We start from the raw sequence: 13,789 nt of genomic DNA, 5'->3' as shown, positions 1-13,789 counted from the left end.
AACGTGGCTTTCGGGTGCCTGGACACCGGGGAAGACGCCGAGGATTCCGGCGCAAGATCATGTAGGAATCTGAATAATCATATGGTTAATGTGATCCAGAGCAACTTCTGGACGAAAACGCCCCACCCCGCCCGCCCCCGCCCGTGGAATATGATTCCCACAGCGACTCCACCAACCAGCACAAAGAGGTAACCGCGTGCCCCCACGTCAATCATCCGATGCATCCAAAGGCAAGGCAGCCGTCAGTGACGTCTACGGCGCCATGCGGGCCTCCATCCTCAAGGGCGATATTGAACCCGGCGCACGGATCAATATTGATGCGGTCTCCCGCAGCCTGGGAGTTTCACAGACCCCGGTCCGCGAAGTGCTGCAACGGCTGGAGGGCGACAACCTGGTGGTCTACAGCCCCGGCCGAGGATACAGCACCACACCCCTGCTGGACCTGCCCGCGCTGCGGTCGCTCTTTGAGTTCCGGCTGCTGGTGGAACCGTGGGCCGCGCGGTCCGCGGCCGTGGACCGCCTCGCCAACCCGGCTGCGGCCCTGGAGAAGGAACTGTCAGCCATCCGCAACTCCCTGAAGACCACCAGCGGCGACGCCCGCCAGGACCTTGTGGCCCATGACACCCGCTTCCATGACACCATCCTGCTGGCAGCGGGGAACCCGGTAGTCCAGCACGCCTTCGCCCAAACCCATTGCCACCTGCACACCTTCCGCCTCTACCCGGCAGACATCGACGGCGCCATCACCATCGCCGAGCACGCCACCGTGCGGGAGGCCATCGCGGCCTGCCAGCCCGACCGCGCCGAGGAGGCCATGGCCGAGCACATCAGGAATTCCTTCGCCCGGTTCGCCCAGGCCTTCGAAGGCAAGGCGGACCTCGCACCACTGGAGAGCGACGGGCCACCAAAACGGCATATCGTCACCTGAAATCGAAGCTCCGGCCTGCTGGCCGGGGCTTCTTTTTTCTCCGGCACTTGATCTGGTTCGCCATTCCTATATGATTATGAGAATTCATATAGGAATCGTGTCCACGAAGTGAATTGACCAGAGAGAAGAAACCCATGACCTCCATCATTTCCATCCACACCCAGGACGTGCGGTTCCCCACGTCCCTGGAGCTCGACGGTTCCGACGCGGTCAATGTTGACCCTGACTACTCCGCCGCGTACGTCGTCATCCGCACCGACGCGGGCGACGAAGGCCACGGCTTTGTGTTCACGTGCGGCCGCGGCAACGAAATCCTCACGCACGCCATTGACGCCTACGCCGGCCTGCTCCTGGGCCGGGACATCGATGAACTGATCTACGACCTCGGTGGCGCATCGAAGCGGCTCATCCACGATTCCCAGCTGCGCTGGCTCGGCCCGGAGAAGGGCGTCACGCAGATGGCGGCCGGCGCCCTCGTCAGCGCACTCTGGGACATCCGGGCACGGCGCGAGAACAAGCCGCTGTGGCTCCTGCTCAGCGAGATGCCCGCCGAGGAAATCGTCGACGTCGTCGATTTCACCCACATCCGCGACGCGCTCAGTCCCCAGCAGGCAGTGGACATCCTGCGCGCCGGCGAAGACGGCAAGGCCGCCCGGATCGCCGCCCTGAAGGTGGACGGCTACCCCGCCTACACCACCTCGCCGGGCTGGCTGGGCTACAGCGACGAGAAGCTCGTCCGCCTGAGCAAGGAAGCCGCCGCGGACGGCTTCTCCATGATCAAGCTGAAGGTGGGCGGCGACATCAATGACGACCGCCGCCGCATGGCGCTGGCCCGAAAGGCCGTGGGCGACCTCCCCATCGCCATCGACGCCAACCAGCGCTGGGAAGTCTCCGAGGCCATCGAGTGGGTCAACCAGCTCTCCGAGTTCAACCCCTACTGGATCGAAGAACCCACCAGCACGGACGACATCCTGGGCCACGCGGAGATCCGGAAGGGCGTTGCCCCTGTCCGTGTCGCCACGGGCGAGGCCGTCGCCAGCCGCATCGTGTTCAAGCAGCTGCTCCAGGCCGGTTCCATCGACGTCCTCCAGCTGGATGCCACCCGCGTGGGCGGCGTCAACGAGAACATCGCCAACCTCCTGCTCGCTGCCCGCTTCAACGTACCGGTCTGCCCGCACGCCGGCGGCGTGGGGCTGTGCGAACTCGTCCAGCACTTCTCGTTCTTCGACTACGCGGCCATCACCGGCAGCCAGGACGGCCGGATGATCGAGTACGTTGACCACCTGCACGAGCACTTCGCCGAGCCGGTCCGCATCGTCAACGGCCGCTACGCCGCCCCGGAACTCCCGGGCACCGGCGCCGAAATGCTCAGCGCCGCGCGGGCCCGCTGGGAGTTCCCCGCCGGGGCCGGATGGCTCGAAGTGGGCGACCGCGCCGCGGTGACAGGCGGCTCGGTGACGGGCGCCTCCGTGACCGGAGCCGGTGCGCACCGATGACCACCACTGTTGATGACCTCAACGCGAGTGTTGACGCCGCCCACGCCGCCTTCGAAAAGGGCCGCGCCGCGGACCCCGGCACCCGCGCGGCCTGGCTGGAGGCGATAGCAGCAGCACTGGAAAACGACGCCGATGCGCTGGTGGAGACCGCTGTCCAGGAAACCCACCTGGGCGAGCCGCGGCTCCGGGGCGAGCTCAAGCGCACGGTCTTCCAGCTCAGGCTCTTCGCCACGGAGGTCCGCGACGGCGAGCACTTCGACGCCACCATCGATCATGCGAACGCGGACTGGGGCATGGGCCCGCGGCCGGACCTGCGCCGGCTCAACGTGCCCATCGGCGTCGTGGGCGTCTTCGGGGCCTCCAACTTCCCCTTCGCCTTCAGCGTGATGGGCGGCGACAGCGCCTCGGCACTGGCCGCCGGGTGCGCGGTGGTACACAAGGCGCATGACGGGCACCGGAACCTCGCGCTCCGCACCGCCGAGATTGTCATCGCTGCGCTGGATGCCGCCGGAGCACCTTCCGGGCTGTTCTCCCTCGTCACGGGACGGGCCGCTGCGGAGGCCCTGGTGGACCATCCTGCAGTGAAGGCCATCGGGTTCACGGGGTCGACGGCGGGTGGCCGGGCACTGTTCAACCGTGCCGCCGCCCGGCCCGAACCGATTCCCTTCTTCGGCGAACTGGGCGGCATCAACGCCGTGTTCGTCACCGAGAACGCCTGGGCGGTGCGGCGCGACGAAATCCTCAGCGGATACGCCGCTTCATTCACGATGGGAATGGGCCAGTTCTGCACCAAGCCGGGGCTGCTGTTTGTACCGGTCGGAGAGGCCGACGGCGTCCGGCAGGTTCTGAACGCCGCACTGGCGGACTTTGCGGCAGCACGGCTGCTGAGCCCGCGGTTGCACGAGGGCTACCGGCAGTCCGTGCAGGATCTGCGGGGCACTACCGGCGTGGAGGTTCTTGTGGAAGGAGACTTCGACGAGGCACCGGCGCCAACCGTGCTCCACACGACGTCCGCGGCTGTCCACAGTGATCCGTCAATCCTGCGGCAGGAAATGTTCGGGCCCGCCAGCCTGGTGGTGGAGTACGGCGACGAATCGGAACTCCTGGAACTCACCGGACTGCTGGAGGGACAGCTGACCACCACGCTCCAGGCGGAGCCGGAGGATGACGTGTCAGAACTGGCCGCGCGGCTGTCGGACATCAGCGGCCGGGTCCTCTGGAACGGCTGGCCCACGGGGGTCACGGTCAGCTACGCCCAGCACCACGGCGGACCGTACCCCGCCACAACATCGGCCACCACCTCCGTGGGAACGGCCGCGATCCGGCGCTTCCTCCGGCCTGTGGCCTACCAGTCGTTCCCGGAGGGTCGCCTGCCCGAACCTCTGCAGGACGCCAATCCCTGGCGCGTCCCGCAGCGGGTGGATGGGGCGTGGCAGCGGCCCACCCTTCAGGGACAGACCGCAGTCCAGACTGCAGGAAACGAGGTCCGGCCATGAGCGCGGCACTGGACCTCGGCGGGGCCTCGGTACTCCCGGACGACGCGGCGCGGGCACTCCTGATCGGCCGGGTCTGGGACGTCGAAACCGGCGGACCACGCGTGGTCGCCGTCCAGGAGCAGGACGTCTTCGACCTCCAGCATCTGGCCGAAACCGTCTCCGAGCTCCTGGAACGGCCGGATCTCGTGGCGGCCGTCCGCGCCGCCATGACGCTGCCCCGGTGGAAGACCAGCGAGATCATCCACGCGTCGCTGACGCAGGACGCGGCCCGTCCGCATTTCCTGGCGCCCGTGGATCTCCAGGTCATCAAGGCCTGCGGCGTGACGTTTGTGGACAGCATGATCGAACGGGTCATCGAGGAGCGCTGCGGCGGCGACGCCAGCCGCGCGGCCGAGATGCGGGAACTGGTGGGCCGTGCCCTCGGCGGCAGCATCAGCTCCATCCGGCCCGGCTCCCCCGCGGCTGCCGAAGCCAAGAAGGTGCTTATCGCCGAAGGGCTCTGGTCGCAGTACCTGGAGGTGGGGATCGGGCCTGACCCGGAGGTCTTCACGAAGGCCCCGGTGCTCTCCTCGGTGGGGCTGGGCGCGGGGGTCGGAATCCCTGCGTTCTCCTCCTGGAACAACCCGGAACCGGAACTGGTGCTCATTGCCACCTCGGCCGGCACAGTGGTGGGCGCAACCCTGGGCAACGACGTGAACCTCCGCGACGTGGAGGGCAGGAGTGCCCTGCTGCTGGGGAAGGCGAAGGACAACAACGCCTCCAGCGCCCTGGGTCCATTGATCCGGTTGTTCGACGACGGTTTCACCCTGGAGACGCTGCGCCAGGAGGAAATCCTGCTCCGCGTCGAAGGCGAGGACGGCTACTCGCTGGAGGGACGCAATTCCGTGTCCCGGATCAGCCGTCCGTTCGAGGAGCTCGTCGCCGCGACGGTTGGGAAGCACCACCAGTACCCGGACGGCTTTGCCCTGTTCACCGGCACGCTGTTCGCGCCGACACAGGACAGGGACCATCCGGGACAGGGGTTCACCCACCACCTGGGCGACACCGTGACCATCCGCAGCCGCCACCTCGGCGCCCTCGTGAACGTCGTCGGGGCGGCGGAGGAGCTGCCGGCATGGTCGTTTGGCCTGCGGCAGCTGTTCGGCTACCTTCAGGCCCAACGCGAAGTCCGCGCATCAAGCCGTAAGGAATATGCCTCATGAAGTTCGCCCAGATTGGCGCCCCGGGCGCCGAACAGCCCGTCCTGCTCCACGGGGACCGGCACTACTCGCTCCAGAGCATCACACCGGCCATCAACGGTGACTTTCTGTCCAACGGTGGCCCCGCGGCTGCCGCCGCCGCACTGGCCGCAGGCACACTGCCGGAGGTCACCTCCGACGTCGTACGCTACGGCGCCCCCGTGGTGCGCCCGTCCGCCGTCGTCTGCGTTGGCCTGAACTATGCCGCCCATGCAGCGGAATCGGGCGCCCGGCCGCCTGAGCATCCGGTCATCTTCCTCAAGACACCGAATACGGTGAGCGGGCCGGACGATGCCGTGGCGATCCCCCGGGGATCGACCAAGACTGACTGGGAGGTGGAGCTCGGGATCATCATCGGCACACGCGCCTCCTACCTGGACTCTCCCGAAGCCGCCCGGGACCACATCGGCGGGTTTGTGGTGGTGGACGATCTCTCCGAGCGCGACTTCCAGCTGAACGTTTCCGGCGGCCAGTGGTCCAAGGGCAAGAGCTCACCGGGGTTCTGCCCCACGGGTCCCTACCTGGTCACCCCCGACGAGGTCGACGCCGGCAATCTGCGGCTGCGCAGCTGGGTCAACGGCGAAATCCGCCAGGATTCCTCCACGGCGGACATGATTTTCGACGCCGAGACCATCGTCTGGAACCTGAGCCAGTACATGGTCCTCGAGCCCGGCGACCTCATCTGCACCGGCACCCCCGAGGGAGTCGCGCTGTCCGGGCGGTTCCCGTACCTGAAGGCCGGCGACGTTGTGGAAATCGAAATTGACGGGCTGGGGCGGCAGCGCCATGAATTCATCGCATGAACGGAGACCCGGCCATGGAGTTTGAAGGCATCCGTGCCATCGTCACCGGCGGGGCATCCGGCATCGGAGCCGCCGTCACGGCGCATCTGACCCGGCGCGGGGCGAAGGTGGCGGTGCTGGATCTGAATCCCGAGGCAGCATCCGAAGCGGCGCTGTCGATCCGATGCGACGTGGCCGATGACGCTTCGGTGCGTGCCGCCGTCGAACGCGTTGCCCGCGAATTCGGCGGGATCGACGTTGTGGTCAACAACGCAGGCATTGGAGCCCAGGGCACCGTTGCGGACAACGACGACGCCGAGTGGCAGCGCGTTCTGGACGTCAACGTGATCGGCGCGGTGCGGGTGAGCCGTGCCGCCTTGCCCCATCTCCGGCAGTCCCCCGCCGCCGCGATCGTCAACACGTCCTCCATCGCCGCCACGGCCGGGCTGCCCGCCCGCGCACTCTACGCGGCCACCAAGGGCGCCATCCGGGCGCTGACGCTCAGCATGGCGGCCGATCACGTCCGTGAAGGCATCCGGGTCAACTGCGTCAATCCGGGCACGGCTGACACGCCCTGGATCAACCGGCTGCTGAGCCAGGCGGATGACCCGGTCGCGGAACGCGCGGCGCTGGAGGCCCGGCAGCCGCACGGCCGGCTGGTCACGCCGGAGGAGGTTGCAGCGGCGGTGGCGTACCTGGCCAGTCCGCTGGCCGGTTCGACGACGGGCACTGAACTGGCGGTCGACGGCGGCATGCAGGCCGTGCGCCTGCGTCCCGTGGAGTAACGTCCCGCCGGGGTAGCGTCCCGGCGAAGCAAGAAGCTGCGAGGCGCCGTCGTGTCCTGATGTATCGGGGCACGGCGGCGCCTTTGGCGTTTCAGGAGGGAGGCCCGGTCCCCTTCCGGCGAGCGCACGCAAGCGGTTTTCAGGAGGGTCTTGACCTGCGTCACATCCCCTATATGATAGTGCGTATTCCTATATGATCTTCGACGGCGAACGACCGGGCTCCCCCGGACTCCGTCACCCCCGCATTCGATCCGCATCCGATCCGCATCAACAATCTCCAGGAGAGCACCATGTTCAAAGCAACACCGAAGTTGCTTCTTGTTCCGGCTATCGCGTTGGCCCTCACGCTGGGAGGCTGCTCCTCCGGCGGCGCCTCAGCCGGTGCTGGGAGCACAGCAGGAGCCGTGGCGGACAGCCACCTCACACAGATCCTCAAGACAAAGACCATCAAGATCGCCGTCAGTGCCGACTCTCCGGGGTACGGCGTGATGACGTCATCCGGTGAGCACGAGGGTTTCGACATTGATGTCGCGAACGCGCTCGGCGCCTCGCTGGGAGCAAAGATTGAGTTCGTCACGGCCACGAACGAAAGCCGCATCCCGCTGCTGCAGACCGACAAGGCGGACGCCGTCATTGCCACCTTCACGGCATCGGATGCGCGCGCCCAGGTGGTGGATATGTCCGAGCCGTACGCCGCCAGCTCCACGGTCTTTATGGTGCCCGTGGGAAGCCCGATCGCCAGCTACGCGGATCTCGACGGGAAATCCGTGGCCACGTCGCGCGGAAGTGTGGGCGAGCAGATCCTCAAGGCCACCTTCCCGAACGCCAAGATCGCCGGCTTCAACACCACGGCCGATTCCATCCAGGCCCTCAAGAGCGGCAAGGTGGACGCGCTGATTGAAAACAACGCCATCATCGGCGGGCTCGTGAAGAGCGAGCCGTCCGCATTCCAGGTGCTCAAGGGCGACCCGATCAAGCCGGCGCTGTTCTCCATCGGCGTCAAGCAGGGCGACCAGACGTGGGTTAACTACATCAACAACTTCATCCGGAACTACACCATCTCCGGACAGAACGAGGCCTCCCTGCAGAAGTGGTTCGGGCTGGAACTTCCGCCCTTCCTCGCCCACTAACAGTATTCGGACGCACTCTCCGGTGTGGGTGGAGGACAGGCAGTCATTCACCCACACCGCCGTTCACGGATAGGACCCTTTGCTCATGGCTTTATATTTCGGAGACCTTCTCCCGTTCAGCTCGCTATTGCTTGAGGGGCTCTGGACAGCTCTGTACATCACGCTCGTGGCCATGGTGGCGGGAAGCGCACTCGGCGTCTTCCTGTACCTGGGGAAGGTCGGGCCCGGAAAAGCAGTCAGCATCTTCTGCACGTGCTACATCGAGGCCATCCGCAACACGCCTCTGCTGGTGCAGCTGTACCTGATCTACTTTGCCCTTCCCGCGCTGGGCATCAACCTCGAGCCCATCTGGGCCGCCGTCATTGGCCTGACCCTTAACAACGCGGCATACACGGCGGAAATTTACCGGGCCGGCTTCGAATCGGTGCCCCACGGCCTGCGTGAGGCCGGCAAGGCGCTGGGCATGAAGAACGCCCAGATCGTGCGCTACATCGTCCTGCTGCCGGCCACCCGGAACGTTTTCCCTGCACTGACCAACCAGCTGATTCTGCTGTTCCTGGCTTCGTCGATTGGATCCATCATCTCGCTTCCTGAACTGACCAACGCGATCATGAGCGTCAGCAACACCACGTACCGGACCATCGAGGTGCTCGCAGTGGGCGGGCTGCTCTACCTCGGCGTATCCGCCCTGCTGTCCCTGGCCTCGAAACGGGCCGAAACGACGCTGTTCCGGTGGGCGGTGGGCGCACGTGTTTAGGGCCTTTGATTGGCAGGACCTCATTCCGCTGGCCAAGGGGGCCTGGCTGACCATTCAGCTCTGCGCCATGTCCGGCATCCTCGGAATCATCTTCGGACTGATCCTCGGCATTGCCAGAACGTCCCCCAGCAGGATCGCCCGTTGGATCAGCACCATCTACATCAGCTGCGTCCGCGGCATCCCGATCCTGGTCATCATCTTCTTCATCTTCTTCGGGATCCCGCTGCTGTTTCCCGGCCTGGAACTGGACAAGTTCGCCTCGGCCGTCATCGCGCTGACCTGCTTCGCCGCCGCCTATGTGGCAGAAATCGTGCGGGGCAGCATCGAAGCCGTGCCCCGGGGACAAAGTGAGGCTGCAGATGCCCTCGGGCTCAACTACTGGGCGAAGCTCCGGTATGTGGTCATGCCGCAGGCCAGGAAGATCATGGTGCCGCCCGGCGTCGGCTTCATCATTGGCCTGGTGAAGGATTCCTCCCTGGTGACGGTGACCGGGCTGGTGGAGCTGACGCACGCGGGCAACATCGTCACTAACCTCACCGGCGACCCCATCATGACGTTCCTGACCGTCGCCGCCATGTACTTCGTCATTTGCTACAGCATCTCCCTACTGGGGCGCCTGTACGAGAAACGGACCGGCATCCAGGTGGACCCCCTCAAACTTCCCGAGCCCGCGAGCGTTTAGATCGGAATATGACTGTGATTTTTGTTGAGAATTTGAATAAGAAGTTCGGCCCCAACCATGTCCTCAAAGGCGTTGACTGCCACATCCGTGAGCGTGAGGTGGTGTGCGTCATCGGCCCCTCGGGTTCAGGCAAGAGCACGTTCCTGAGGTGCATGAACGGCCTGGAATCGATCACGTCCGGCAGCATCGTGATCAACAAGCACCGGTTGGACGATTCGAAGACGAACATCAACCTGGTCCGGCAGGAAGCGGGAATGGTCTTCCAGCATTTCAACCTGTTCCCGCACCTGAAGGTCATCGACAACGTGATGCTGGCCCCGCTCAAGGTGGCCAAGGTCAACAGGGACGAAGCCCGCGCCAAGGCCGAAATGCTGCTGGCAAAGGTAGGTCTGGCCGAAAAGACGGAGGCCTTCCCCGGGAGCCTGTCCGGCGGTCAGATGCAGCGCGTGGCCATAGCCCGCGCGCTGGCCATGGATCCAAAAATCATGCTCTTTGACGAGCCCACCTCAGCCCTGGACCCGGAAATTGTCGGCGAGGTGCTGACCGTCATGAAGGACCTGGCCCATGAGGGCATGACCATGGTGGTGGTCACGCACGAAATGGGCTTCGCCCGGGAAGTCGCTGACCGCGTGCTTTTTATGGACCAGGGACTGATCGTCGAGGAAGGCTCCCCCGATGAGATCTTCTCCTCGCCGCGGAACGCCAGGACTCAGGGGTTCCTCAGCAAGGTTCTGTAACCGGAGCACGCAGTGAGCGGACGACGGCGGGAGGTCCCGCCGTCGTCCGTTCGCGCACGGACGCCCACCCGTAGAACGGGACACCGGATGCCCGATCGAATGTCGCAGAAGTCGTAAAGATCGGCCATACTGGCGCCATGAGCGGCGCAGCCAGAAAACCCGACCGGATCCTTATCGTTCTCATCTGCGCCGTAGGACTACTGGTGGTCGTCGCGCTCGCCGTCGTCTTCTCACGAGGCGAGCCCAAACCCCTGGACGAGAACAGCCCGGCGGGAGTTGTCCAGCGGTACAGCACAGCGGTAATCGACGGCGACACCCCCACCGCCGGTTCTTACCTGACCGAAGCGGCCCGGGCGAAGTGCGGCGGTTACTTTGAAGGTGGGCCCCGGCCCGCCAGGGTCATCCTGATCTCTACCACTGAGCGTGGTGCATCAGCCACGGTGAAAGTCTCCATCGTGCACTCAACCCAAGGAGGCCTGTTCGGCCCGTCTGAGTATGAGATGGAGGAGACTTTCTCGTTGGTGAAGGTCGACGGCAGATGGATGCTGGACCAGGTGCCTTTCCCGCTGATGTCCTGCGCTGGAATGCCGGCGAAACCATGACTTCCCAGGTAGGGGCACCAGTCCAGACGCCGGGCCTGGCCCAGGTGGCCCTGCGACGCCTGATCCTGTACGCACTGCTGTTCGCCCTCGTGGTGATCGCGGCGTCCGGCCTGAGCGGGTTGCTGGAGCGCCTTTTTACGTCCGGGGCAGTGCTGGCACCCACCGACGTAGCCGGGCTCGCCCTCGCCCTCGCCTTCACCCTGATCGGGGGACCGCTCGCCTTGCTCCTGTGGTGGTTTGTATGGAGAAGGCTCGATGACGAGGCGGAGCGCACCGCGGTCGGATGGGGCCTTTACATCACCGGCATGTACGCGGTTTCGCTCATTGTCTCGACCACGGCGCTGCTGGGGCTGGCGGCGTCTTTGATCGGCGGACCCGAACGTCAGTGGGCTTCGCCGCTTTCCAACGGCCTGGTCTGGGCCGTCATTTGGGTATGGCATCGCTGGATGTGGAAGCACCCGGTCAAGCCTTCAACTCATCTGGAAGACATCCGGAACCTCATCGGGACCGTATTTGGCCTGCTGGTGGGCGCCATCGCAGGCATCTTGGCCCTGGGCGGCTTGCTCGACGTCGCAATCCGGGGCACCACACTGCTTACCGTGGCCGTTGAACCGTGGTGGCATTCCGTGCTCCGGGCACTGGTGTGGGCAGTCGGCGGAAGCATCGTGTGGTGGTGGCACTGGTTCCGCGAGGGCGGGCAACGCCTTCAGACACGCCTTGCCGACGTGACCATAATCGGCGTCGGAATCTTCGCGGCGGGGATCACGGCGCTGGGCGGAAGCGGAGTGGTCCTGTTTGTGCTCCTGAGGGTGGCCTTCGACAGGGAAAGTCCAATGGGCGAGTTGCTGGACCCCATGGCCTCCGCCATCGCGGCGGCATTCATTGGTTCGGTGGTGTGGCGCTATCACCGCACCGTTTCGGTCCATCGCTCCGGTGCGACCAGGAGGGCAAGTCTCCTGGTGACGTCAGCAGTGGCCCTCGCAACGGGTGCCTCCGGCATAGGCGTAGTTGTCAATTCATTGTTGGCCGCGGCAGTATCACCGCTGGCAGGAGGTTCCGCGCGGACCGTTCTCCTGGGCGGCGTCAGTTCCCTGCTGGTGGGTGGTCCGGCCTGGTGGCTGGCGTGGAAGCCGACGAGGCAACCGCAGACCGCCGAGGCCATCCCGCACGGAAGGCGCGTCTACCTCATTGCATTTTTCGGGATCAGCGCGGTGGTGGCGCTTATTGCGCTCCTCGTCATTGGATACCGTCTTTTCGAGTTTCTTCTCGGAGATGTATCGGGGGGCAGCCTTATTGACCGCATCCGCGCACCTCTTGGGCTTCTGGTGGCGGCGGGCCTCGTCGCCGGTTACCACTTCGCCCTGTGGCGGCATGACCGTGTTCTTATCGCGGCCGCCGAACCCGCCAGGAGGCGGACCGTTGACCGGGTCACCCTGGTCACAGGATCCGATCCGGAGGCGCTGGCGAAGGGCATCGCCGAAGTCACGGGCGGCGCCAAAGTCACCGTATGGCTGCGGACCGACGACGGCGCGACAACCCAACCAGCTGCAGGCACCTTTCCCACGCCCGGGGACAGCCTCGGGCAGATAGCCAAGGCCCTGGAAGGCATCACCGCCCGGCACGTGCTGGTGGTTCGGGGGCCTGGTACCCGCCTTGACGTTATTCCCGTGGATACCGGATACCGGATACCCGAAGGCTAACGAGCACCCTCTGAGGTGTCTCGAGCACACAGTCAACCAGGTCCGGGAATTCGTACGGAAGTACCGGATGAAACCGGGTGGAGCTGACCGAGACCGCCGCGGACCTGGCCCCAGGCCTGAAGGAGCCACGCCGCCCTTAGCGCGGCGCAGCCGGAGCGGTCGCCAGTTCGCGACGATACTGCCAAACTGAGCCAATGAACGAGGCCCTCCCACCGTCCCGCAGGCCAGGCATCCGAGCTGCGATGTTTGTTGATTTCGACAATGTCTTCACCGGCCTGCAGGCACTGGATCCTGTCGCGGCGAAGCGCTTTGCCGAAGACCCGAAGCACTGGGCCGACGCGTTGTCAGCGGGCGGTTCCGGCGAGGATGCCCGCAGGTTCCTGATCCGCAACTGCTACCTGAATCCGGTGGTGTACTCGAAGTACCGGACCTACTGGACCCGCGCCGGCTTCCGCGTGATCGACTGTCCGTCGCTGACGCAGCGGGGCAAGAGCAGCACGGACATCAATCTGGTGCTTGATGCCATGGACGCGCTGTCCGGCAACGTTGGCATCGAAGAGTTCTTCATCGCCTCGGCCGATGCCGATTTCACGTCCCTGATCCAGCGGTTCCGGGCCGCTGACCGGATGACCACGGTCATCGCGGCCGGCGCGGTGGCCTTCGCGTACCGGGAGATGGCGGACCATGTGGTGGAATCCCACGACTTCGTCGCCATCCTCAACGGCTCAACGGTGGAGCCGGTACATGCGGTGGCGGCCGGGAAGCAGCAGACCGTCCCCGCCGCCGCGAAGGCGAAGGCCAAGTCCGCCTCGCCCGCCATCCGTGAGGTCCTTGAGTTTGTCCGCGCCGCTCCCGGACCGGTAAACGGCGCGATGGTGGCCCACCGGGCGCTCACGGCAGAGCCATCCCTGAAGACGGACTGGGGCGGCTGGGGAAAGTTTGGGACGTGGGTGTCCCAGATCGGCCAGGGCGTCGAATATTCCCCGGCACAAGGTGGCTGGGTCTGGGACGCGAAGCGCTTCTCGAGCGAGGACCTGCCTGCGCCCGCGGACCTGCAGCCGGGCATCGAGGAACAGGTCACCAGGGTGACGGACGTGCCGGCCCTTTCCGCAGCCCAGTTCCGGCAGATGTTCCAGTCCATGGCAGCCAGGCTTCGTGAGCACCCGCTCAACCGCACCGAACTGTCCCGGCAGGTGAGGGACGACTGCGTCAACGCGGACCAGCCGGTCTCCCGCAACGCCGTGAGCTTTGTCCTTCAGGGCCTGGCCTACGTCAATTTCCCGCTCACCGACGAGGCGACGGCCGAAGGCCTCGCGGCAGCCTGGACCGCAAACGTCGAGGAACTCTGCCGCGTGGCTCTGCTGGAGTTCGACGCCGCCGAGAAGCTCGCCGTCCGGCGCTGGGCGAGCGGCGGACTGCTGGACAACTGAACGACGGGAGAAACGGACGACGGCGG

At 65.6% G+C, this 13,789-nt stretch carries 13 protein-coding genes; all 13 read left to right on the top strand.

Translation table 11 applies throughout. The features are described from left to right. Nucleotides 1-196: 196 nt before the first annotated feature. The 13 genes from NFC73_RS17515 (at nt 197) to NFC73_RS17455 (ending at nt 13,763) form a co-directional block, all read left to right on the top strand. Complete coding sequence (locus NFC73_RS17515) at nt 197-928, top strand: GntR family transcriptional regulator (protein WP_254752253.1); 732 nt, start codon at nt 197-199, stop codon at nt 926-928. A gap of 134 nt (nt 929-1,062) precedes the next feature. Next, on the top strand, nt 1,063-2,424 hold the full coding sequence (locus NFC73_RS17510) for an enolase C-terminal domain-like protein (protein ID WP_254752251.1): 1,362 nt from the start codon (nt 1,063-1,065) through the stop codon (nt 2,422-2,424). Next, nucleotides 2,421-3,920, top strand: a complete 1,500-nt coding sequence (locus NFC73_RS17505; protein WP_254752249.1) for an aldehyde dehydrogenase (NADP(+)) — start codon at nt 2,421-2,423, stop codon at nt 3,918-3,920. Before NFC73_RS17510 ends, NFC73_RS17505 begins: the two co-directional genes overlap by 4 nt. Continuing rightward, the gene (locus tag NFC73_RS17500; RefSeq protein WP_254752247.1) at nt 3,917-5,122 is read left to right on the top strand and encodes a fumarylacetoacetate hydrolase family protein; all 1,206 of its coding nucleotides are present in this window, start codon (nt 3,917-3,919) and stop codon (nt 5,120-5,122) included. The genes NFC73_RS17505 and NFC73_RS17500 overlap by 4 nt, the downstream gene beginning before the upstream one ends. Next, nucleotides 5,119-5,961: a fumarylacetoacetate hydrolase family protein gene (locus NFC73_RS17495; protein WP_254752245.1), complete on the top strand. Its 843-nt coding sequence runs from the start codon at nt 5,119-5,121 to the stop codon at nt 5,959-5,961. The genes NFC73_RS17500 and NFC73_RS17495 overlap by 4 nt, the downstream gene beginning before the upstream one ends. Nucleotides 5,962-5,975: 14 nt before the next feature. Beyond that, nucleotides 5,976-6,725: an SDR family NAD(P)-dependent oxidoreductase gene (locus tag NFC73_RS17490; protein WP_254752364.1), complete on the top strand. Its 750-nt coding sequence runs from the start codon at nt 5,976-5,978 to the stop codon at nt 6,723-6,725. A gap of 290 nt (nt 6,726-7,015) precedes the next feature. Then, a complete protein-coding gene (locus NFC73_RS17485) occupies nt 7,016-7,855 on the top strand; it encodes a transporter substrate-binding domain-containing protein (RefSeq protein ID WP_254752243.1) in 840 nt (279 codons plus the stop codon). Between the two features lie 85 nt (nt 7,856-7,940). Next, complete coding sequence (locus tag NFC73_RS17480; protein ID WP_056340879.1) at nt 7,941-8,612, top strand: amino acid ABC transporter permease; 672 nt, start codon at nt 7,941-7,943, stop codon at nt 8,610-8,612. Continuing rightward, a complete protein-coding gene (locus NFC73_RS17475; protein ID WP_058931152.1) occupies nt 8,605-9,294 on the top strand; it encodes an amino acid ABC transporter permease in 690 nt (229 codons plus the stop codon). Before NFC73_RS17480 ends, NFC73_RS17475 begins: the two co-directional genes overlap by 8 nt. Before the next feature lie 8 nt (nt 9,295-9,302). Then, nucleotides 9,303-10,031: an amino acid ABC transporter ATP-binding protein gene (locus tag NFC73_RS17470; RefSeq protein ID WP_256549057.1), complete on the top strand. Its 729-nt coding sequence runs from the start codon at nt 9,303-9,305 to the stop codon at nt 10,029-10,031. Nucleotides 10,032-10,168: 137 nt separating this feature from the next. Further along, the gene (locus NFC73_RS17465) at nt 10,169-10,633 is read left to right on the top strand and encodes an LpqB family beta-propeller domain-containing protein (protein ID WP_254752241.1); all 465 of its coding nucleotides are present in this window, start codon (nt 10,169-10,171) and stop codon (nt 10,631-10,633) included. Further along, nucleotides 10,630-12,333, top strand: coding sequence for a DUF5671 domain-containing protein (locus NFC73_RS17460; RefSeq protein WP_254752239.1), 1,704 nt, complete (start codon nt 10,630-10,632; stop codon nt 12,331-12,333). The genes NFC73_RS17465 and NFC73_RS17460 overlap by 4 nt, the downstream gene beginning before the upstream one ends. A gap of 194 nt (nt 12,334-12,527) precedes the next feature. Further along, nucleotides 12,528-13,763, top strand: coding sequence for an NYN domain-containing protein (locus NFC73_RS17455; protein WP_254752237.1), 1,236 nt, complete (start codon nt 12,528-12,530; stop codon nt 13,761-13,763). Nucleotides 13,764-13,789 lie beyond the last annotated feature (26 nt).

Source organism: Pseudarthrobacter humi (assembly GCF_024294965.1).
Taxonomy (GTDB): domain Bacteria; phylum Actinomycetota; class Actinomycetes; order Actinomycetales; family Micrococcaceae; genus Arthrobacter; species Arthrobacter humi.
The sequence above is the reverse complement of the archived record's forward strand: the minus strand, read 5'-3'. Positions and strand labels throughout refer to the sequence as shown.